This is a genomic window from Terribacillus aidingensis, from assembly GCF_900215625.1.
Classification (GTDB): Bacteria; Bacillota; Bacilli; order Bacillales; family Amphibacillaceae; genus Terribacillus; species Terribacillus aidingensis.
The window spans coordinates 133,515-155,259 of sequence record NZ_OBEK01000002.1; the positions used below are offsets into that span (position 1 = coordinate 133,515).

The following is a 21,745-nucleotide window of genomic DNA, read 5'->3' on the forward strand; positions in this document are numbered from 1 at the left end:
ACATGAGCGCCAAGCTTAGTGTTGGTATTGTCGGCGGTTCGGGAAACCTGCCTGACTTGAACCCAGCTGCGCATACCATATGGATTGGAGCAGATGCCGGTGCACTAGCACTGGCATCTGCTGGTATTCGAATGAAGGTTGCTGTAGGTGATTTCGATTCAGTTTCACCAGAGGAGCTAGAGGCAATCAAGCATTACGCTGACAAAGTATATGTCTATCCTCCTGAGAAAGATGAAACAGATTTCGAGCTTGCTATTCGGCAAGCAGAGGAGATAAAAGCGGATAAGGTAGCTGTTTACGGCGTCACTGGCGGGCGGCTTGATCATGAGCTGATCAATATTCAAATGCTTTACCGCATGCTGGACAGCTTCTCATCTGCTATCATCATTGACAGACAAAATAGTGTGCAGATGCACCGACCAGGTACATATCATATCGAACAAGACCAAAATTACCGGTATATTTCATTTCTTTCATTTTCTGAACAAGTTACTGGTCTAACCTTGACCGGCTTTAAATATCCTTTAACAGATGCCAGCATCCAATGGGGAGAGACGCTGTCCATCTCGAATGAGCTTGTTGCACAAACTGGTACTTATTCTTTTGTTACAGGCATAGTAATAATCATAAAGAGCAAGGATGTACAAAAGCTACAGCGTTAGGCTGCTCAGAAAAAGGAGGAAGGGGACCATATGAAATTCTATACCTTTAAACTCCCGAGGTTCATCGGTGGCTTTGTTCGCGTCATTATCGGCACATTTAAGAAAGATTAGCACAAAAAAAAGCACCCTTTCCATGAAAGGTGTGCTTTTTTTGTCGCATGCGAATGCTCCATAAAAGTATTTTAGAAATGCTATTTATACGCGTTCGATGTTACCTTTTTTAAGTGCACGAGCTGATACATAAACTTTTTTAGGTTTACCATCAACAAGAATGCGAACTTTTTGAACGTTTGCTTTCCAAGTACGTTTATTAGCGTTCATGGCATGAGAACGAGCATTTCCAGAACGAGTAGTACGTCCAGTGATTACACATTTGCGTCCCATGTTATCCCTCCTAATATGACGATTAATTGTAACACTAAATAAATCTATCATAACTTAGAACGTAATGCAATAAAATACATCAAGAAAATTTACTTGACAGTGCAGATTTTATCGGGCATTGTAAAAAGGGCTATTTTTAATCCGCTTTCAAATACACTTGCTATATAGTATAGTAGGTGTAGATTTGAGTAGCGTTAGGAGGAGCCATTATGAGCTTTCATCTTACTACAGAAGATGGGAATATTACAATTGCGACGGATGTAATCGCGACATTGGCTGGAAGTGCTGCGGAAAAATGCTACGGCATTGTCGGTATGGCTTCCAGACATCAGTTACGCGACGGAATAGCAGAAATTCTTCGCAGGGAAAACTATTCAAAAGGAATAGTTGTCACCCAGGCGGACAACAAGGTCCAGATCGACTTGCATATTATCGTAAGCTATGGAACGAAAATATCGGAGGTTGCGCATAATGTGCAATCCCAAGTGAAGTATACATTGGATCGGGCATTGGGCGTGCTGACAAGCTCTGTAAACATTTATATACAAGGCGTCAGCGTTTCTGCAGACTAAACAACAGCCGGCAGATTGAGGAGGAAACAGTTTGAGTGTTCGACATATAGATAGTAAGACATTTTCAGCGATGCTGCTCACAGGTGCACATCATCTATCGAATAATGCCAATACAATTGATGCACTGAATGTATTTCCTGTGCCTGATGGTGATACAGGTACCAATATGAATTTAACAATTACAGCTGGTGCGAAAGCGGTACAGGAGACAGGCAGCGAGGAAGTCGGTCAGATAGCCTCCGCGTTTGCCAAAGGATTATTAATGGGAGCACGCGGTAATTCCGGTGTCATCCTTTCCCAGCTGTTTAGAGGTTTTGGTAAAGCGCTGGAAGGAAAAAGTGATTTAACAGCCGGTCAGCTGGCAAATGCTTTAGATGCGGGGACGAAGACAGCATACAAAGCAGTCATGAAACCAGTAGAAGGTACAATTCTGACAGTGGCAAAAGATGCAGCAGCTGCTGCAGTTGAAAAATCACGAACAGAAGCAGACCCGGTGGAATTGTTCCGTTATGTGGTAGAAGCTGCAAAGCAAAGCCTTAGCCGGACGCCTGACTTGCTTCCTGTTTTGAAGGAAGTCGGTGTAGTGGATAGCGGCGGACAAGGATTGGTAACAATCTATGAAGGCTTCTTAGCATCACTCACAGGCGAAGAACTGCCGGAAGCAGTACAGCATGGCAGCATGGATAATCTGGTTAGTGCCGAGCATCACAAGCAAGCACAGGACTTCCTGGATACAGCGGATATCACGTTCGGTTATTGCACAGAGTTTATGGTGAAGATCGAAGCAGACAAGCTGCAGGAGCATCCTTTTGATGAGCAGACTTATCGTGAGGAATTAAATGAACGCGGAGATTCTTTGCTGGTTGTAGCGGATGAAGACGTCGTGAAAGTGCATATCCATACGGAATTTCCTGGCGATGTCATGACGTACAGCCAGCAATACGGCAGCTTAATTAATATGAAAATAGAAAATATGCGGGAACAGCATGCGGCGATTGTTGGCAAGAAAGAAACGGCAAAAGAGCGCATGCAGCATAGTATTGTAACAGTTGCGATGGGCGGTGGTGTGAAAGCATTGTTTGAAAGCCTAGGTGCAAATGTTGTTATTTCGGGCGGCCAGACAATGAATCCGAGCACACAGGATATTGCAGATGCCATCAAGGAAGCAAATGCTGATGCTGTTTATATATTGCCAAACAACAAAAATATCACGATGGCTGCAGAGCAAGCAGCTGAAATGGCAGATACGAATGCATTTGTCATCCCTACGAAAACAATTCCTCAAGGAATGCGCGCATTGCTTGCTTATGATGAGACACAAGCAGCTGATCGGAATACAGCTGCTATGAAAGATGCGATGACGCAGGTGAAATCCGGCCAAGTAACGCATGCAGTACGAGATACGACAATTGAAGGCGTCAGTATCAAAGAAGGACAATATATCGCTATCTTGGAAGGGAAGATTATATCTGCTGCTTCCGATGCGGAGGAAGCCTTAGAGCTGCTTCTGCGCAAGATGGTCGATGAAGAAGATGAATTGATTACAGTCATTCGCGGAGAAGATGCAAGTGCTTCCAGTGAGCGATTAGAAGTACTCATTGAAGAAGAGTTTCCGGATGCAGAACTCGAGATACATGACGGCGATCAGCCGGTTTATATGTATTTGGTTGCAGTTGAATAAGGATGGGGAAAGCTCCTGCTGCAGGAGCTTTTTTCATTGCTTGCAGTAGGAACATATGTGTGCTGCATACTTGAATACATGATAAAATAAATTGAAGAGTAAAGAAAGAGGAGTGAGCCTATGAAATATCAATCCGTATTCGATATTATCGGACCGGTGATGGTCGGTCCATCTAGTTCGCATACTGCCGGTGCTGCGCGTATCGGCCGAGCAGCGCGCCTTATCTTCGGTAAAGAACCAACGTGGGCAGCTGTTCACTTGTACGGCTCGTTTGCGAAGACGTATCGAGGACATGGAACTGATTTGGCGATTGTCGGCGGTCTCTTAGGCTACGATACAGATGATGATCGAATCAGGTTCGCGTTAGAAACTGCGAAAAAGAAAAATATGAAAATTGAATTCATTGAAGATACAGCAGCTACAGAACATCCGAACACAGCACGAGTGAAACTCGGAACAGATGATAGCAGCATGGAGCTTGTCGGTGTTTCTATCGGCGGGGGGAAAGTAGAGATTACGGAGCTGAACGGCTTTGAACTGCGTATGTCAGGTAATAAGCCAGCTATCTTGATCATGCATAATGATCGTTTTGGTGCAATCGCTTCGGTAACTCAAATTTTAGCTATGCATGAGATTAACATTGCGCATATGGAAGTTTCCCGAAAAGATGTCGGGAAGGACGCGCTAATGGTAATTGAGACGGACCAAAACGTGGAGGACAATGTGATGAAAGACTTGGAACAAGCATCGCATATCAACCGTGTGTCTCGTTTGATGAGCTGACAGGAGGAATGAACATGTTTCGCAACGTAGCGGAATTGATTGAACAAGCAAAGGCGGATAGTATTTCTATTTCGGAAGTGATGATTCGCCAGGAGATGGATGTCCATCAGCGCTCTCGTGAAGAAGTAATGGGACAGATGGAGCGCAATCTAGTAATCATGGAAGAAGCGGTGGAGCGAGGGTTGCAAGGGGTAACGTCTCATTCCGGCTTAACCGGAAATGATGCTGTATTGCTTCAGAAGTATATGGAAAAAGGCAACACGCTCTCTGGCCATCTGCTGCTGGATGCCGTAAGTAAAGCAGTTGCGACGAATGAAGTAAATGCCGCGATGGGAATGATTTGCGCCACACCGACCGCGGGAAGTGCAGGCTGTGTGCCGGGAGCGTTATTCGCTGTTAAAGAAAGGCTGCAGCCGACTCGCGAGCAAATGATCCGTTTTTTATTCACAGCAGGAGCTTTTGGATTTGTGGTAGCGAACAATGCGTCCATCAGCGGGGCTGAAGGAGGCTGTCAAGCGGAAGTCGGCTCTGCGGCTGCAATGGCTAGTGCAGCAGTAGTCGAAATGGCTGGCGGCACACCAGAACAAAGTTCCGAAGCATTTGCCATAACGTTAAAGAATATGCTTGGGCTTGTGTGTGACCCGGTAGCTGGGTTAGTGGAGGTTCCATGTGTAAAACGGAACGCAGCTGGAGCATCCAACGCAATTGTATCTGCTGATATGGCACTGGCGGGGATTACGAGCCGAATTCCTTGCGATGAAGTGATAGGAGCGATGTATCGTATCGGGCGTTCGATGCCATCATCCCTCCGAGAAACAGCAGAAGGCGGGTTGGCAGCTACACCAACTGGACGGCGACTAGCAGAAATGATTAATGGGATAACAAAAGAGAAAGAGTGAGAAACGTGCTGAAGCAACCGGTTGACCAAGTAAAAGGAATCGGTGACAAGCTTGCGGAAGGATTGGCGAATATGGGGATCTTCACCGTGGAAGATCTCCTTTTCCATCTTCCATACCGTTATGATGTTTTCGAAGTCCAGCCGCTAGCTGAACTGATTCACGACGATAAAGTGACAATTGAAGGAGAAATCGCCTCACCTGCCCAAGTGCAGTATTACGGCCGTAAGAAAAATAGACTGACTGTAACACTCCTTGTAGAAAATGTCGCCGTGAAGGCGATTATGTTCAATCGCGCCTTTGCGCAAAAACAACTGCTTCCGGGCCGGCGTGTGACGATGACTGGCAAGTGGGACCAGCATCGCCTGCAGCTTACCGTCAGCAATTTTAAGCTGGGTGATGCCGATGAAATGACACCAATCCAGCCTGTCTACGGTGTGAAGGGCAGTGTGACAGTGCGGCAGCTCCAAAAAAGCGTAAAGCAAGCACTGGATCAATTTGAAACAGATATCCAGGAAGTCCTCCCAGTTACATTTTTAACGAGCTACAAACTGCCTGATCGCCGAACAGCACTTCAGCATATGCATTTTCCGGCTGATAGGCAGTCACTTGCGCATGCGAGACGGAGATTTACGTATGAGGAGTTTTTGCTTTTTCAGTTGAAAATGCAGTTCATTCGTAAGAAAAAACGGGAAGCGAGTGCTGGCGGCAGTTTGTATTATGACAGAGAAAAAGTGAAAGACTTTATAACGACGCTGCCATTCCAGCTGACAAATGCCCAGCAGCGTGTTCTGAAAGAAATCATGCGTGATCTTGGGTCAGCTTACCGCATGAATCGTCTTCTGCAAGGAGATGTAGGATCAGGTAAGACAGCAGTTGCTGCTGTCGCGCTGTACGCCGCGGTAACTGCCGGGAAGCAAGGTGCCATTATGGTGCCAACGGAAATACTAGCCGAGCAGCATGCACAGTCTTTAGCTGCTATGCTGGATGGTTATGCAACGGTAGCCTTGTTAACGGGAAGTGTAAAGGGTAAGCGGCGAAAAGCGGTTCTGGAACAAATAGCAAAAGGCGACGTGGACATTGTTGTCGGGACGCATGCACTCATTCAAGATGAAGTCCACTACAAAGCGCTTGCTGTGGCAATTGTCGATGAACAGCATCGCTTCGGTGTGCAGCAGCGTCGCACACTCCGTGACAAAGGTCTGCATCCGGATGTTTTGTTTATGACCGCAACACCAATCCCGCGTACATTGGCAATTACTGCTTTTGGTGATATGGACGTCTCTGCTATTGACGAAATGCCAGCTGGCCGTAAAGAAATCGAGACGTACTGGGTAAAAGAGAATACGGTTGACCGGGTTTTGGATTTTATCCGCAAAGAAGTTGCAGCAGGGCACCAAGCCTATGTAATTAGTCCGCTTATCGAGGAATCGGACAAGTTAGACATCCAGAATGCGGTTGATCTTCATCAGATGCTGTCTGCAGTGTTTGAACCTGACATTCGGGTCGGACTCATGCACGGCCGACTGCACCCAGATGAAAAAGAAGCTGTGATGAAGGAATTTGCCGATAATGAGACGCAAGTTCTTGTTTCTACAACGGTCGTCGAAGTTGGTGTAAACGTACCGAATGCCACTTTAATGATCATCTATGACGCAGAACGATTTGGACTATCACAGCTGCACCAGCTGCGGGGGCGTGTCGGACGCGGAGACGCACAAAGCTACTGCATTTTGATTGCAGAGCCAAAAGGCGAAATCGGAAAAGAACGGATGCGGATCATGACTGAAACGACCAATGGATTTGAGTTGTCTGAGCAAGATTTGCAGCTGCGCGGACCTGGTGATTTCTTTGGTAAAAAACAAAGCGGTATCCCGGAATTCAAGGTGGCGGATATGGTGCATGACTACCGTGCGTTGGAAACTGCGCGTAAGGATGCAGAAGAGATCATTGCCGAAGAAAAACTGGAAAACGATCCGGATTATCGCAATTTGTTAGAAGCCTTAGATGCCCAGTTTGCATTGAATGGGGAAGTGCTTGACTAAAAACGGCTGTTGCAATTTAAAGCCTGCTATTATATATTACCTTTAGTACCTAGTCTTAATTTTGGCGGTGGAGAAATGAGAAGAAGCAAAAAAGACAGACAGGACTTGTTACGGCAGACGATTGAACACACACCGTTCATTACAGACGAGGAATTGGCCAAAAAGTTTGGTGTCAGTATTCAGACAATCCGGCTGGACCGGATGGAGCTGACGATACCGGAACTGAGGGAACGGATTAAGCATGTTGCTAATTCCCAATGGGATGAAACCGTGAAATCTATCAATATCGATGAAGTTATTGGTGAGATTATTGATTTAGAGCTTGATGAACGGGCAATAAGTATATTAGATATTAAACCAGAGCATGTATTCACACGAAATCAGATTGTCAGAGGGCATCACTTGTTTGCACAAGCGAACTCTTTGGCAGTTGCCCTGATAGATGATCCGCTGGCGCTGACCTTTCATTCGGAGATTACATTTACTAGACAAGTAAAGCTGCATGAACGAGTGGTTGCCAAGGCGAAGGTCATACGTCAGGACCGAAAACGAACAGTCATTGAAGTAGAAAGTACTGTGGAACAAGAACAAGTATTCAAGGGTACGTTCGAGATGTTTCGCTCGAGCGTCAAGGAAGGGAATTAAGTTATGCGAATCGCAATTGATGCAATGGGCGGAGATCACGCACCAGAAGAAATTGTAAAAGGTGCCGTACTCGCAGCGACAGAGGACGCCTCTTTACAGCTGACGCTTGTTGGAGATCAGAAAAAGATCGAACCGCATCTTGGCGAGGTACGTCCGTCGAACATCCAAATTATACATACAGAGGAGTTTATTACGGCAGACGATGAACCGGTGCGTGCTATCCGGCGCAAAAAGCAATCCTCTCTTGTACTGACAGCGCAAGAAGTGAAAGAAGGGCGAGCTGATGCTTGTGTATCAGCCGGTAATACAGGCGCGCTAATGACGGCAGGACTCATGGTTGTCGGAAGAATAAAAGGAATTGAGCGCCCTGCGCTTTCACCAACGCTGCCGACAATGGATGGGAAAGGTTTTGTACTGCTTGACGTTGGAGCAAATATTGATGCGAAAGCAAGCCACTTGCTGCAGTATGCGATAATGGGTTCCATCTATGCAGAAAAAGTCCGCGGCATTGAAAATCCGCGAGTAGGACTGCTGAATGTTGGTGCAGAAAACGGAAAAGGCAATGATTTAACGAAGAAGGCATTCGAACTTCTTAGTCAAGCACCAATTAATTTTGTCGGTAATGTAGAAGGCCGTGATTTTCTAACTGGTGATTTTGATGTAGTCGTGACAGATGGCTTCAGCGGGAATATTGCTTTAAAAACAATTGAAGGTACGGCTTCGATGTTTTTCTCTATGATGAAAAAAGCGTTCTTGCAGAATATGAAAACAAAGCTTGCAGCAGGCATGATGAAGTCGCAGCTGAAAGAAATTAAAGCGAGCACAGAATATGCAGAATACGGCGGAGCGGCGTTGTTTGGGTTAGGCGCACCAGTGGTGAAGGCGCACGGCTCCTCGAACGCACGAGCAATTCAAGTTGCAATCAAACAGACAAAACAAATGGCCGAAAAAAACGTAACAGGAATTATTGAAGAAACGATTAAGCAGATTAAGACGGATGAGGAGGAAGTATAAGTGAAAAGAGTAGCATTTGTATTTCCAGGTCAAGGCTCCCAAGCAGTAGGCATGGGACAGGAAATGTACAATGAATATCAGGAAGTCAAAAGTCTTTTCCAGGCTGCAGATGAATTGCTTCCGCAGCCAATTACACCGCTAATGTTCGAAGGGCCGGCTGAAGACCTGACAAAGACAGAGAACGCACAGCCTGCGCTGTTATTGACAAGTGCAGCGATTTATCAGGTATTGCAAAATGAAGGCGTTCGTCCAGTTGTTGCAGCAGGTCACAGCTTAGGTGAGTACAGTGCGCTTGTTGCTGCTGGTGTATTCTCTGCGGAAGATGCAGCAGTGCTCGTCAACAAGCGCGGTCAGCTCATGGAGAAAGCTTATCCAGCTGGACAAGGCTCTATGGCAGCGGTTCTTGGACTTGGTGCAGAAGAAATTCAGACCGTCCTGCAAACAGTCAATGATACGCATGATGAGATTGTTGATGCAGCCAATATCAACTGCCCGGGCCAAGTTGTTATTTCTGGTACGAAAAAAGGCATCGAGCTTGCGGAGCCAATGCTGAAGGAAGCAGGCGCCAAGCGTGTGCTTCCGCTGAATGTGAGCGGTCCTTTCCATTCCCGGCTGATGAAAGAAGCGGCTGAGGAATTTGGGTCTGTCTTGAAAGCAGTCGAAAAGACAGATGCTTCTATTCCTGTGTACGCCAACGTAACAGCAAATAAAGTACAAGACCATAAAGATATCGAGCAGCTTCTCATTGAGCAGCTGTACTCTCCCGTACGCTTTGAGGAAACGATTGTGAATATGCTGCATGATGATAACCTTGATGCAATTGTTGAAGTAGGTAACGGTAAAGTACTAAGCGGTCTTGTCAAGAAAATCAACCGTCGCACAACAACTTTTAACGTGCAAGATCCTGAATCATTGCAGGCTTTCTTGTCGTGGTATAAGGAGGAAGCATAATGTTAGCAGGCAAAGCAGCACTAGTAACGGGTGCATCACGTGGAATTGGCAGAGAAATCGCACTAGAGCTTGCACGCAAAGGTGCGAACGTGGCAGTCAATTATTCTGGCAGCAAAGAAAAAGCCGAAGCTGTTGCAGAAGAAATTCGCGCACTGGGGCAGGAATCTATCGTAATTCAAGCGAATGTAGCCGAAGAAGATAGCGTCAAAGCAATGGTCAAGCAGACGATTGATGCTTTCGGAAGTCTGGACATACTAGTGAATAATGCTGGTATCACGCGTGACAACCTGCTAATGCGCATGAAGGAAGAAGAATTTGATGCTGTTATCCAGACAAATTTAAAAGGAGTCTTCCTTTGCACAAAAGCTGTTACACGTCAGATGATGAAGCAGCGAGCAGGACGTATTATTAACGTGGCCAGCATTGTAGGCGTAAGCGGCAACCCTGGACAAGCAAACTATGTTGCGGCTAAAGCGGGAGTTATCGGATTGACCAAAACAGCTGCGAAGGAATTGGCAGCTCGTAATGTCCTAGTTAACGCTGTTGCACCAGGATTTATTACAACAGATATGACAGATGAACTGACAGAAGAGCAGAAACAAGCGATGCAAAGCATGATTCCGCTTGGCAAACCAGGTAAGCCCGAAGACGTTGCACGCGTCGTACGATTCCTTGCTTCTGAGGACAGTAATTACATGACAGGACAGACGCTTCACATCGATGGCGGCATGGTAATGTAATTCCATAAAAAAACCTGTAGTTTTCCGGGACAAAATGTCCTATAATAACGAAGGGAGGTGAGTTTCCTATGGCAGATGTATTCGAGCAAGTAAAACAAATCGTTATTGATCGTCTTGATGTAGACGAATCCAAAGTAACACTAGAAGCTTCTTTCAAAGAAGATCTAGAAGCAGATTCCCTTGATGTTGTGGAATTGGTTATGGAATTGGAAGATCAATTCGACACGGAAATCTCTGATGAAGATGCGGAAAAAATCGCAACTGTTGGTGACGCTGTAAACTACATAAACAGCAAACAGTAAGATTTAAATAAGATGCATAGGTGAAAGTCCCGCTTAATTAGGCGGGGCTTTCTCCGCATTATCATACCATTTAGGAAAGTGGGGACAGCAGTATGACATTACAAAAACTGCAGGAGCAGCTAGAAATTTATTTTCATGATGAAGCTTTGCTGCAGAATGCTTTAACCCATTCATCTTATGTGAATGAACATCGCCACCTGAAGAAGACGGATAATGAACGCTTGGAATTTCTGGGAGATGCAGTACTCGAGCTTGGCGTTTCTCAATTCCTGTACAAGCATTATCCTGATATGCCGGAAGGAAATATGACCAAGCTACGAGCAGCAATCGTCAGGGAAGAGTCCCTTGTGTTATTTGCGAAAGAGATGAATCTTGGGGCATATGTTCTGCTTGGCAAAGGTGAGGAGCGTACTGGCGGAAGAACGCGTCCAGCACTCTTGGCAGATGTTTTTGAAGCATTTGTCGGGGCGTTGTATTTGGATCAGGATTTTGAAGTGGTACTCCGGTTCTTTGACAGAATCGTATTCCCTAAAATCAGCCAAGGTGCTTTTTCACATGCGATGGATTATAAGAGCAAACTGCAGGAAGTCGTACAGCAGGATAAGGACAAGCTGATCACTTATGCAATTGTCGACGAAAGAGGCCCGGCACATAACCGAGAATTTGTTGCTGAACTGAAAATTCAAGGTGACTTAGCAGGCACAGGCGTCGGCCGTACAAAAAAAGAAGCGGAGCAAAATGCTGCCCGTATTGCATTGGAAGTTTTGAAGGCGTAAGAGGCGAAGCTTGGGGAAATGCTTAGATCAGACGAAAATCCGAACCGATGAAAATTCTGTAACAAGAATTTTCATTGATTCGGATTTTTTATTGAGCTAGATATAGAAAGCGTAAGGCTGGCGAATCAACGGAAGTGTTGTCCGATTAGTTTAGTCCGAACTGCTATCACTTTCTGTATCTTGCCAGTTCCTGGATAAAAGCTTCTGTTTCATACACACTGAGTTGTCCTTGTGATTCAATGTGATCATACAGATCTTTAATATCTTGGTACTTCTCCAGCTGATAATCTTCTGGCTGCATAATCGAGCGGTTAACGACAGAGAGGCGGTCAGCAATCGTGTTAATCAAGATTGCTAAATTCTCCTCCGATGCTTGTTCAAGCTGCATGGTCAGCCTCCTTTGCACGTAATTGATACCTATTATGTACCTTTAGTTTATGATAAAATAAATAAGTTAAAAACGAAAGAAAAATCACCAACAATGCAGAATAAGCGAAATGCTTTTATATAGGAGAATGAATATGTTCCTGAAACGATTAGAGACCGTCGGATTCAAATCATTTGCTGAGAAAGTCACACTTGATTTTGTACCAGGTGTTACAGCTGTGGTTGGACCAAACGGCAGCGGAAAAAGCAATATTACCGATGCCATCCGCTGGGTGCTGGGTGAGCAATCAGCCAAGTCCTTACGCGGATCCAAAATGGAGGATATTATCTTCCAAGGCAGTGATACGAGAAAGGCGCTCAATGTAGCAGAAGTAACACTCGTATTGGATAATGCAAATCAGACATTACCGCTGGAGTATCAGGAAGTGAGTGTGACCAGACGGGTGTTCCGTTCTGGAGAAAGTCAGTTTTTGATCAACAACCAAAGCTGCCGGCTGAAGGATATCGTTGACTTGTTTATGGACTCCGGACTAGGAAGAGAAGCCTTCTCTATTATCAGTCAAGGTAAAGTAGAGGAGATTTTAAGCTCCAAACCGGAAGAAAGACGATCCATCTTTGAAGAAGCTGCCGGTGTGCTGAAATACAAACAGCGGAAGAAAAAAGCAGAATATAAGCTAGCTGAAACCCAGGAAAACTTGAACCGGGTAGAAGATATAACATTCGAAATTGAAGGACAGCTGGAGCCGCTGCGTGAACAAGCAACAATCGCCAAAGATTATTTGGAGAAAAAAGCGCAGCTCAAAGATGTGGAAATTGGACTGCTTGTAGCAGAAATAGAGGAACTACATAAAGAGTGGAAAGCTGTCCTGGAAGAGCTGGAAAGCAACAAGTCTGTTCTGCAAGGCCAAAAGCAGGAAATCAACCAAAAGGAACAGCTGCTGGAGGCTGAAAAGAGTGAACTTCAAGCTTTAGATGCTTCTATCGATGAACTTCAAGCATCCTTGCTTATCGTAACCCAAGAGCTTGAGAACTTGGAAGGAAAAAAACAGCTGTTAAACGAACGTTCCAAGCATTTAGCTGAGAACAAAGAAAAGCTTGAGAAAGATACTGAACAGCTCAGCGGCACCCTCGCGCATCAAACACAGCAGCTCGAGCAGGAGCAATCCGTGCTGACGGCATTAGAGAGTGAGAATAAAACGATCAAGTCAGAACTTCGGACGCTGGACAAACTGCTGTCGCGCACACAAGAGGATCTGAGTGAACAGATTGAAGAAAAGAAAAGTGAGTATATTGATTTACTGAATGAGCAAGCTGCGAAACGAAATGAAACAAATTCACTAAAGCAGCAAATTGCAGCTATAGAAGCGAAAAAAGACCGCCAGCAGACGAAATATAAAGATGTCGTTCAAAATCGCGATGAAATAGAAGCAAGGCGGGAAGAACTGGCGGCTCGTTTGGAAGAAGCAACTGCGAGCAGGAAACAAGCGGAGGACCGAGCAGAAGCACTGCGCGGTGAATCGACAAAAAAACGAGAGCAATATCAGGATGCGCAAAGCAAACTGTATACCGGCTACCAGCATATTGAAAAGCTCCGCTCCAAGCAGGAAATGCTGCTGGAAATGAAAGAGGAGTTCCAAGGATTTTTCCAAGGTGTAAAGGCTGTGCTCAAAGCACGACAAGAACAAAAGCTCGAAGGCATAGAAGGAGCTGTCATTGAACTGATTGATGTACCAAATGAGTACGTGACAGCTATGGAAACGGCTTTAGGAGGCCAAGCACAGCATATCGTAGTCGACAATGAAGCGAGTGCGCGCCAAGCTATTAATTGGCTGAAGCAGACACATAACGGAAGGGCGACTTTCCTGCCGCTTGGCTCTATTCAACCGAAGCAAATACCATCCAATGTGCTGCAAAATGCAAGAAACCGTGAGGGCTTTATCGGTATAGCAGCTGATTTAATACAAGTAGATGAAGCGTATAAGCGTGCTGTTGATTTTCTTCTCGGTAATGTCGTCATCGCGGAAAACCTGCAGCATGCAAATACAATTGCAGCCGCACTGGGCAGACGTTACCGAATTGTTACGTTAACTGGTGATGTGGTGAATCCGGGCGGTTCTATGACAGGCGGTGCCCAAAAGCGGAGCGGACAGTCTTTGTTTACGAGAGAAAAAGAAATGCAGGAAGTAACAGAGAAACTTGCTGATTTTCAGGCTCGTACAGAAGTATTTGAACGCAAAGTATCACAGCTGAAGGAAGAACTGCAGCAAGTTGAGACTTCCTCAGAAGAAATTCGGCAGCAAATGAAACAGCTGCAAGAAACAGAGCAGGAATTACAAGCAGCATTTACGGAAACGAGCATCCGTTTTATGCATGCGAATGATAATTTGACGATGTATGATCAAGACAATGCACAGTATGACGCCGAACGTAAGGAAGTAGAAATGCGTGAGGAGCAGCTGCAGCAGGAGCTTGCTGACTTGGATGACCAGCTGCAGCAAATACAGCAGGAAATCAAAGAGCTTACGGAAGCACATCAAGCTTGGCAGGATACGAAGGAAATAAAACGGCAAGAACAGCAAACCCTTCAGATTCGTTCAGCAGAAAGTCTTGCAAAGCTTCAAAACCAAGAACTGCGTATCGGCGAGCTGACAGAGCAGCTGATGCAGACTAAGCAGAAATTCGAGGAGCAGCAGCGCACGCTGCAGCAAATGAATGAAGTCGGTGAGAAAGGTCAGACAGAAGAAGAGATTATAGAATTAATTACGGTGAAACAGCAGCATAAGCAGCAAACGACAGCATTAGTAGAAGAGCGCAAAGCAGAACGATTGGAGCGGCATGAGTGGGTGCAGAAAGAAGAGCTGTCCGTGAAAGAAGCTAACCGTCAGCATCAAAATCTAGTGCAGCAAGTACAAGATCAGGAAGTTCGCACAAATCGTCTGGATGTAGAGCTGGAGAATCGCCTGTTGAACTTGCAGCAGAGCTACTCACTGACATTTGAGAAAGCTTTGGCTACTTACGGAAGAGCAGAAGACATTGAGAGCGCGCAAACGCAAGTAAAACTGATTAAACGTGCTATTCAAGAACTAGGCACTGTCAATGTAGGTGCGATTGAGGAGTTCGATCGTATCAATGAAAGATACAGCTTCCTTACGGAACAAAAAGATGACCTGTATCAAGCGAAAGCTACATTGCTTGCGGTCATTGAGGAAATGGATGAAGAAATGAAGCGGTTATTTGAAGATGTGTTCACGAAGATCAAAACTGAATTTACGGAAGTGTTTCGATCGCTCTTCGGGGGCGGTCACGCGGAGTTGAAGCTGACAGATAGCGGCAATCTTTTAGAGACAGGTGTTGATATTATTGCACAGCCGCCAGGGAAGAAACTGCAAAATCTAGGTCTTCTGTCAGGCGGGGAGCGGGCATTAACAGCCATTGCACTGTTATTCGCCATTTTGCGTGTCCGGCCGGTGCCATTCTGTATTCTGGATGAGGTAGAGGCGGCGCTGGATGATGCAAACGTCAGCCGGTTTGCGCAGTATATGAAGCAATTCAGTGAAAAGACCCAGTTCATTGCGATTACGCATAGAAAAGGTACAATGGAGGAAGCAGATGTATTGTATGGCGTTACCATGCAGGAATCCGGCGTCTCCAGGCTTGTATCTGTCCGTCTTGAAGATACGCCTGCACTAGTGAAGATATAGGAAAGGAAGAACAAAATGAGCTTTTTTCAGAAACTGAAAAATAAATTCAAAAATCCTGAAAACAACACAACAGATGAACAAACACCCGAAAAGTACAAAGAAGGTCTGAAAAAAACCAGAACATCCTTTTCTGACAAAATGAATAACCTGATGGCACGCTATCGAAAGGTTGATGAAGATTTCTTCGAGGAACTGGAAGAAGTCCTGATTGGATCAGATGTGGGCGTAACGACTGTAATGGATTTAGTAGACGAGCTTCGCATGGAAGCGAAACGGCAGAATATTAAAGACAGCAGTCAGCTGAAAGACGTTATTTCAGAAAAACTAGTCGAAATCTATCAAGGTGATGAAGACGAACAGCCGCAAAAACTGCAAATAAACGAAAATGGGTTGACGATTTACCTGTTTGTTGGTGTTAATGGTGTCGGTAAAACAACGAGCATTGGTAAAATGGCATATAAGCTCAAGAACGAAGGAAAAAAAGTTGTTATGGCAGCGGGGGATACTTTCCGAGCTGGAGCTATTGAGCAGCTTCAAGTATGGGGAGAGCGCACAGGAGTGGAAGTAATCCGTCATAACGCAGGAAGTGATCCAGCTGCTGTCATTTATGATGGCATCAAAGCAGCTCAGGCACGCGGTGCGGATGTTCTGCTTTGTGATACAGCCGGGCGTTTGCAGAACAAAGTCAACTTGATGAATGAGCTGAATAAAGTACATCGCGTGATTGAGCGTGAAGTACCAGGTGCTCCTCATGAAGTATTGCTCGTGCTGGATGCTACAACAGGTCAAAATGCACTGGCGCAGGCGAAAACATTCCAGGAGACGGCGAAGGTTTCTGGGATTGTTCTGTCCAAACTAGACGGTACTGCAAAAGGCGGTATCGTGCTGGCTATTCGAAATGAAATGCAGATTCCGGTTAAATTTGTCGGTCTCGGTGAACAAATGGAAGATTTGCAGGAATTCGATCCAAACGCATTCGTATATGGTATATTTGCTGATTTAATGCAGGAAGAAGAACAGGCAGAGTAGCAGGTTCTTGACAGCTGTGCACTTTGTTGGCTACAATTTTGTAAAGGCATTTCACTTAACAAGGGGTGCGGCTTATGTTAGAAAAAACGACGCGAATGAACTATCTTTTCGATTTTTATCAAGCACTGCTCACGCCGAAGCAGCGCAGTTATATGGAGATGTATTATTTAGAGGACTTATCTTTAGGGGAAATCGCGGAATCATTCGACGTATCCCGTCAGGCAGTCTATGATAATATACGGCGCACGGAAACAATGATTGAAAGCTATGAGAAAAAGCTAAACTTGTATGGTCGCTTTAAGGAAAGAAGCACGCTGCTGGATGAGCTCGAGGAGACAATAGACTCGGAAACACAGCCGCATGCTCAGAACCTGATCATGAAGATAAAAGAATTAGATTAGGAGGTCGATTCCATGGCATTTGAAGGATTAGCCGACCGACTGCAGAGTACGATTCAGAAAATACGCGGGCGCGGTAAAGTCACAGAGCAAGACGTAAAAGAAATGACACGTGAAGTAAGACTGGCGTTATTGGAAGCTGACGTTAACTTCAAGGTCGTTAAACAACTAATTAACAAAATCAAAGAGCGTGCTATCGGACAGGAAGTAATGGAGAGCTTAACACCTGGTCAGCAGGTTATTAAAGTCGTCCAAGAAGAGCTCACACAGCTTATGGGCGGTGAGCAAAGCAAAATTGCAACGGCGGAGCGCCCGCCGACTGTCATTATGATGGTCGGTCTGCAAGGTGCTGGTAAGACGACGACAACCGGTAAGCTGGCGAATCATTTGCGTAAAAAGCATAATCGGAACCCATTGCTCGTGGCAGCTGACGTGTACCGTCCGGCGGCTATTGATCAGCTTGAGACACTAGGCAAACAGCTCAGCCTTCCTGTTTTCTCTATGGGAACAGAAGCCAATCCGGTTGATATTGCCAATGAGGCGATAAAGAAAGCAAAAGAAGAGCATCATGACTATGTGATTATTGATACAGCCGGCCGTCTGCATGTTGATGAGAAGCTCATGGATGAGCTGACGCAGATTAAGACAGACGTCAAGCCTGCAGAGATTTTTCTCGTTGTTGATGCGATGACAGGACAAGACGCTGTTAACGTGGCCGAGAGCTTTGATAGCCAGCTTGACATCTCTGGTGTTGTGCTGACGAAGCTTGATGGCGACACACGAGGCGGTGCGGCGCTTTCCATTCGTGCAGTAACGGGCAAGCCGATTAAATTTGTCGGGATGGGGGAGCGGACAGATCAGCTGGAAGCTTTCCATCCAGAGCGCATGGCGTCCCGTATCCTTGGCATGGGTGACGTGCTTTCTCTTATTGAGAAGGCGCAGGAGAACGTTGATGAGAAGCAGGCGCGCGATTTGGAAGAAAAAATGCGCAGCATGAGCTTCACTTTTGACGATTTTCTTGAGCAGATGAGTCAAGTGAAGAAAATGGGGCCATTGGATGATTTATTAGATATGCTTCCAGGTGCAGGCAAAATGAAAGGCATGAAAAATGTCCAGCTGGATGAAAAGCAGCTTGTTTATGTCGAGGCGATTATTCAATCCATGACGCGCAAAGAGCGTCAGGAGCCGTCTCTGATCAATGCCAGCCGTAAAAAAAGGATTGCAAAGGGTTCTGGCCGCAGCGTTTCTGAGGTCAATCGACTGCTGAAGCAATTCGAAGATATGAAGAAAATGATGAAGCAGATGACCAATATGCAAAAGGGGAAAAAGAAGCGCGGAATGAAATTTCCGTTTATGTAATGTAAAAACCCTTTACAGTGATTATTTATTCTGATACAATCAATTCTTGTGAGAAACATTATTTTGGAGGTGCAACAACATGGCAGTAAAAATTCGTCTAAAACGTATGGGTTCTAAAAGAAACCCTTTCTATCGTGTAGTAGTTGCTGATTCTCGTTCTCCTCGTGACGGACGTATTATCGAGCAAATCGGAACATATAATCCAACAGTTAACCCAGCTGAGGTTAAAATGGACGAAGCGAAAGCTCTTGATTGGATGGCTAAAGGTGCGAAACCAAGTGATACAGTTCGCAATCTTTTCTCTAACGAAGGCATTTTGAAAAAGTTCCACGACGCAAAAAACCAGAAGTAAAGGGCTGATCGATTCTGAAAGCACTCATTGAAGCGATGGTTGCTCCGCTTGTTGATTTTCCTGAGCAAATCGTCGTGTACGAACAGGAAGAGCAGCATAAGGTCACCTATCAGCTTCATGTGCATGAATCTGATATTGGCAAAGTGATCGGCAAGGACGGCCGCAATGCACGTGCCTTGCGTGCGGTGCTGCGGGCGGGCGCTGATTACGGTAAACGCATTTATCTGGATATTAGGTAAAAGGGAGAGGGAAACCTTTCCCTTTTTTACCATGTAAAAAAGTTTTGCCAGCAGAAAGCCGGAGGTGTCCAATGAAGATCATCCGAAAACTGCGCGTCGATGAAGTGATTACTGAATCCAGCAAAACAGCAATCAGAGAGCGTCTTCAAAAGGCTGCGCATCAACTTGACCAAGAGAGTCAACAGCTGTTGTTCGAGAAACGGAAACTTGAAAAGAAACAAGGTGTATCCAAACAGGATGTACATAACCGTTTCCAATCAGAAATTAGAAAGCGGCAGGAAAAAAGAGCTTCGATTGAATTCCAGCTCAGCCAGCTGGACGTATTGCCAATCGGCAGTGAAATTTTAGTCCAAGAGGTTGAAGCTCTTGTTGAAGTTGAAGTAGGCATGAAGTGGGACGAGCTTACAACACATAAAATCGTCATCCAGGATGGCACTGTCATCCGGATTGAATAATAAAGGTGAGATATAATGGATATTAAAATGTTTAATGTAGGAAAAGTTGTTAATACACATGGAATTGCCGGTGAAGTCCGAGTTGTCCGGATTACCGATTTTGAGGAACGATTTGAGCCGGGACAGGAGCTTTATTGGTTCCAAGATGAAAACAGCAAACCGCAGAAGTTAATAATTCAAACGCATCGACAGCACAAAACATTTGATCTGCTTACATTCCAAGGGTATACCAACATCAATCAAGTGGAAGGATTGAAAGGCGGCGTCCTTAAAGTTCGAGAGGATCAGCTTGGTGAACTAGAAGAAGATGAGTTCTACTATCACGAGATTATTGGCTGCTCTGTTGAGACAACAGAAGGAGAAATGCTCGGTAAAGTGAAAGAAATTCTTTCTCCCGGAGCAAATGATGTATGGGTTGTGCAACGCGTGAAGCAGAAGGATTTGCTATTGCCATATATTGAAGACGTCGTCAAACATATTGACGTAGATGCAAAGAAAATTGTCATTGAGCCAATGGAAGGATTACTGGATCTATGAAAATTGATATATTGACTTTATTTCCGGAAATGTTCGAAGGTGTGCTGCAGCATTCTATCTTAAAACGTGCGCAGGAGCTGGGTGCTTTTCAGCCGAACTTAGTGAATTTCCGAGAGTTTACAACAAACAAACATAAAAAGGTTGACGACTATCCCTACGGCGGCGGAGCAGGAATGGTATTAGCGCCGCAGCCTATCTTTGATGCAATTGAGCATGTGACAGAAGGAGCCGCTAAGCCTCGTGTTGTCCTCATGTGTCCGCAGGGAGAACCATACAACCAAAAGAAAGCAGAAGAATTAGCGAAAGAAGAGCATTTAATCTTCATTTGCGGTCACTACGAAGGATATGATGAACGCATACGCGAAAACCTGGTAACGGATGAAATTTCAATTGGTGACTATGTTCTTACAGGCGGAGAAATCGGTGCGATGGCTGTTATTGATAGTGTAGTAAGATTATTGCCGGATGTACTAGGTAATGCCTCATCTGCTCCGGAAGATTCGTTTTCGACTGGCTTATTAGAGCATCCGCATTATACGCGCCCAGCGGATTTCCGCGGTATGCAAGTGCCAGAGGTACTTACGTCAGGAGATCACGGTAAGATTGAAGCTTGGCGCCGGGAACAATCGCTGTATCGGACTGCTACGAGAAGACCTGATCTGCTTACAGATGCAGCACTTTCCGACAAAGAACGCGACCAAGTGAAAAAGTGGCAAAAAGATTAAATAATGCTTTGAATTCATAAGGTAAATATGATATATTTAATGCTGTGCTTACAACGGTAGGCATCATATTACAATGTTCCGCTGTCGTTTATACGAGAATGAGCATTGGTGAGAAGGAGTTGAACAGAATGCAGGAATTAATTCATGACATTACAAAAGAACAGCTTCGCGCTGATCATCCTGAATTCCGTGCCGGAGATACGGTTAAAGTACACGTTAAAGTAGTAGAGGGTACTCGCGAGCGTATCCAGCTATTTGAAGGCGTTGTAATCAAACGTCAAAACGGCGGAATTTCAGAAACTTTCACAGTACGTAAGATTTCTTCAGGCGTTGGTGTGGAACGTACTTTCCCAGTACACAGCCCACGTTTGGATAAAATTGAAGTTAGCCGTCGTGGTAAAGTACGTCGTGCGAAACTTTATTACCTACGTAAACTTCGCGGAAAAGCTGCTCGTATCAAAGAAATCCGCTAAGTACCAGAAAAGAGAGCTTGCTTCGTCAAGCTCTTTTTTTGCTATTATGACATTTTTAGACAATTGGAGGCTTCTGCATGGCCAAACAAAAAAACGAGTGGCTGGATTGGCTAAAAGCACTGGTCATCGCTGTTATCATTGCTGTTGTGGTTCGGATGTTTTTGTTTGCCCCGATTGTAGTTGACGGGCCTTCCATGCAGCCGACATTGCATGATAATGATTTTATGATTGTAAATAAACTCAGCTATCATTTGCACGATCCAGAACGAAAAGATATCGTTGTTTTTCATGCTACGAAAGAGAAAGACTATATAAAACGTGTGATTGGTATCCCTGGTGATCATGTTGAAATGATTGACGATACTTTATATATAAACGGTGAAGTTGCGGAAGAGCCGTATTTGGAAAGCGAGAAAGAGGCGCTAACAGACGGCGGTAACCTGACCAATGATTTCACGCTTGAAGATTTGCCGGGTAATTACGAGGAGATTCCAGAAGGCTATGTACTCGTACTCGGGGATAATCGCAGAAACTCAACCGATAGCAGATATATTGGGCTGATACCCGAGGATCAGATTGTTGGGAAAGTACAGCTGACTTTCTGGCCGCTAAATCGCATCGGTCTGACAAATTAGGAGG

At 45.2% G+C, this 21,745-nt stretch carries 26 protein-coding genes; 24 read left to right on the top strand and 2 right to left on the bottom strand.

Going from position 1 to position 21,745, the window contains the following annotated elements; all coding sequences use genetic code 11:
• The first annotated feature begins 2 nt into the window (after window positions 1-2).
• Window positions 3-662 (top strand): thiamine diphosphokinase, encoded by a 660-nt coding sequence (locus tag CRO17_RS06040; RefSeq protein WP_097040358.1) that lies wholly within the window; start codon window positions 3-5, stop codon window positions 660-662.
• Between the two features lie 30 nt (window positions 663-692).
• Window positions 693-773, top strand: a complete 81-nt coding sequence (gene spoVM / locus CRO17_RS06045) for a stage V sporulation protein SpoVM (RefSeq protein WP_077309667.1) — start codon at window positions 693-695, stop codon at window positions 771-773.
• Between the two features lie 84 nt (window positions 774-857).
• Here the strand turns inward: spoVM and rpmB are convergent, their stop codons facing one another.
• Window positions 858-1,046: a 50S ribosomal protein L28 gene (gene rpmB / locus CRO17_RS06050; protein ID WP_038560076.1), complete on the bottom strand. Its 189-nt coding sequence runs from the start codon at window positions 1,044-1,046 to the stop codon at window positions 858-860.
• A gap of 209 nt (window positions 1,047-1,255) precedes the next feature.
• Here rpmB and CRO17_RS06055 point away from each other — a divergent pair, with 209 nt between their 5' ends.
• From CRO17_RS06055 to rnc, 11 genes are all read left to right on the top strand, one after another.
• Window positions 1,256-1,618, top strand: a complete 363-nt coding sequence (locus tag CRO17_RS06055; RefSeq protein ID WP_077309665.1) for an Asp23/Gls24 family envelope stress response protein — start codon at window positions 1,256-1,258, stop codon at window positions 1,616-1,618.
• A gap of 31 nt (window positions 1,619-1,649) precedes the next feature.
• Window positions 1,650-3,299, top strand: a complete 1,650-nt coding sequence (locus tag CRO17_RS06060; protein WP_179636874.1) for a DAK2 domain-containing protein — start codon at window positions 1,650-1,652, stop codon at window positions 3,297-3,299.
• A gap of 120 nt (window positions 3,300-3,419) precedes the next feature.
• Window positions 3,420-4,082 (top strand): L-serine ammonia-lyase, iron-sulfur-dependent subunit beta, encoded by a 663-nt coding sequence (sdaAB, locus tag CRO17_RS06065; protein WP_097040360.1) that lies wholly within the window; start codon window positions 3,420-3,422, stop codon window positions 4,080-4,082.
• A 14-nt stretch (window positions 4,083-4,096) separates the two neighbouring features.
• Window positions 4,097-4,981, top strand: coding sequence for an L-serine ammonia-lyase, iron-sulfur-dependent, subunit alpha (sdaAA, locus tag CRO17_RS06070; protein WP_097040362.1), 885 nt, complete (start codon window positions 4,097-4,099; stop codon window positions 4,979-4,981).
• Between the two features lie 5 nt (window positions 4,982-4,986).
• Entirely contained in the window at window positions 4,987-7,023 is a 2,037-nt protein-coding gene (recG, locus tag CRO17_RS06075) for an ATP-dependent DNA helicase RecG (RefSeq protein ID WP_097040364.1), read from the top strand.
• Window positions 7,024-7,098: 75 nt separating this feature from the next.
• Window positions 7,099-7,668, top strand: a complete 570-nt coding sequence (fapR, locus tag CRO17_RS06080; protein ID WP_097040366.1) for a transcription factor FapR — start codon at window positions 7,099-7,101, stop codon at window positions 7,666-7,668.
• Between the two features lie 3 nt (window positions 7,669-7,671).
• A complete protein-coding gene (gene plsX / locus CRO17_RS06085; RefSeq protein WP_097040367.1) occupies window positions 7,672-8,682 on the top strand; it encodes a phosphate acyltransferase PlsX in 1,011 nt (336 codons plus the stop codon).
• Window positions 8,683-9,633 (top strand): ACP S-malonyltransferase, encoded by a 951-nt coding sequence (gene fabD / locus CRO17_RS06090; protein ID WP_097040369.1) that lies wholly within the window; start codon window positions 8,683-8,685, stop codon window positions 9,631-9,633.
• Window positions 9,633-10,373 (top strand): 3-oxoacyl-[acyl-carrier-protein] reductase, encoded by a 741-nt coding sequence (gene fabG / locus CRO17_RS06095; protein ID WP_179636876.1) that lies wholly within the window; start codon window positions 9,633-9,635, stop codon window positions 10,371-10,373. The genes fabD and fabG overlap by 1 nt, the downstream gene beginning before the upstream one ends.
• A 68-nt stretch (window positions 10,374-10,441) precedes the next feature.
• Window positions 10,442-10,675, top strand: a complete 234-nt coding sequence (acpP, locus tag CRO17_RS06100) for an acyl carrier protein (RefSeq protein ID WP_077309647.1) — start codon at window positions 10,442-10,444, stop codon at window positions 10,673-10,675.
• A gap of 92 nt (window positions 10,676-10,767) precedes the next feature.
• Window positions 10,768-11,451, top strand: coding sequence for a ribonuclease III (gene rnc, locus CRO17_RS06105; protein WP_097040374.1), 684 nt, complete (start codon window positions 10,768-10,770; stop codon window positions 11,449-11,451).
• A gap of 166 nt (window positions 11,452-11,617) precedes the next feature.
• Here the strand turns inward: rnc and CRO17_RS06110 are convergent, their stop codons facing one another.
• A complete protein-coding gene (locus tag CRO17_RS06110) occupies window positions 11,618-11,839 on the bottom strand; it encodes a DUF1128 domain-containing protein (RefSeq protein WP_077309642.1) in 222 nt (73 codons plus the stop codon).
• A gap of 133 nt (window positions 11,840-11,972) precedes the next feature.
• On the opposite strand from CRO17_RS06110, the gene smc reads away from it, so the two are divergent.
• The 11 genes from smc to lepB all read left to right on the top strand — a co-directional run bounded on the left by smc (window position 11,973) and on the right by lepB (window position 21,741).
• Window positions 11,973-15,539, top strand: a complete 3,567-nt coding sequence (smc, locus tag CRO17_RS06115; protein ID WP_097040376.1) for a chromosome segregation protein SMC — start codon at window positions 11,973-11,975, stop codon at window positions 15,537-15,539.
• 15 nt (window positions 15,540-15,554) lie between these two features.
• Entirely contained in the window at window positions 15,555-16,568 is a 1,014-nt protein-coding gene (gene ftsY, locus CRO17_RS06120) for a signal recognition particle-docking protein FtsY (RefSeq protein WP_097040377.1), read from the top strand.
• A 74-nt stretch (window positions 16,569-16,642) separates the two neighbouring features.
• Window positions 16,643-16,969 (top strand): putative DNA-binding protein, encoded by a 327-nt coding sequence (locus tag CRO17_RS06125; RefSeq protein ID WP_097040379.1) that lies wholly within the window; start codon window positions 16,643-16,645, stop codon window positions 16,967-16,969.
• Window positions 16,970-16,981: 12 nt separating this feature from the next.
• Window positions 16,982-18,325, top strand: coding sequence for a signal recognition particle protein (gene ffh / locus CRO17_RS06130; RefSeq protein ID WP_097040382.1), 1,344 nt, complete (start codon window positions 16,982-16,984; stop codon window positions 18,323-18,325).
• Window positions 18,326-18,404: 79 nt separating this feature from the next.
• Window positions 18,405-18,677, top strand: a complete 273-nt coding sequence (gene rpsP / locus CRO17_RS06135) for a 30S ribosomal protein S16 (RefSeq protein ID WP_077309632.1) — start codon at window positions 18,405-18,407, stop codon at window positions 18,675-18,677.
• 14 nt (window positions 18,678-18,691) lie between these two features.
• Window positions 18,692-18,916, top strand: a complete 225-nt coding sequence (locus CRO17_RS06140; RefSeq protein WP_097040384.1) for a KH domain-containing protein — start codon at window positions 18,692-18,694, stop codon at window positions 18,914-18,916.
• Window positions 18,917-18,987: 71 nt separating this feature from the next.
• Window positions 18,988-19,371: a YlqD family protein gene (locus CRO17_RS06145; protein WP_097040386.1), complete on the top strand. Its 384-nt coding sequence runs from the start codon at window positions 18,988-18,990 to the stop codon at window positions 19,369-19,371.
• Between the two features lie 15 nt (window positions 19,372-19,386).
• A complete protein-coding gene (gene rimM / locus CRO17_RS06150; protein ID WP_097040388.1) occupies window positions 19,387-19,908 on the top strand; it encodes a ribosome maturation factor RimM in 522 nt (173 codons plus the stop codon).
• Window positions 19,905-20,633: a tRNA (guanosine(37)-N1)-methyltransferase TrmD gene (gene trmD / locus CRO17_RS06155; protein WP_077309623.1), complete on the top strand. Its 729-nt coding sequence runs from the start codon at window positions 19,905-19,907 to the stop codon at window positions 20,631-20,633. Before rimM ends, trmD begins: the two co-directional genes overlap by 4 nt.
• 128 nt (window positions 20,634-20,761) lie before the next feature.
• Complete coding sequence (gene rplS / locus CRO17_RS06160) at window positions 20,762-21,106, top strand: 50S ribosomal protein L19 (RefSeq protein ID WP_077309621.1); 345 nt, start codon at window positions 20,762-20,764, stop codon at window positions 21,104-21,106.
• Window positions 21,107-21,183: 77 nt separating this feature from the next.
• Window positions 21,184-21,741 carry a signal peptidase I gene (gene lepB, locus CRO17_RS06165; RefSeq protein ID WP_097040390.1) on the top strand — a complete coding sequence of 186 codons (558 nt, stop codon included), beginning with the start codon at window positions 21,184-21,186 and terminating at the stop codon, window positions 21,739-21,741.
• The last annotated feature ends 4 nt before the right edge of the window (window positions 21,742-21,745 follow it).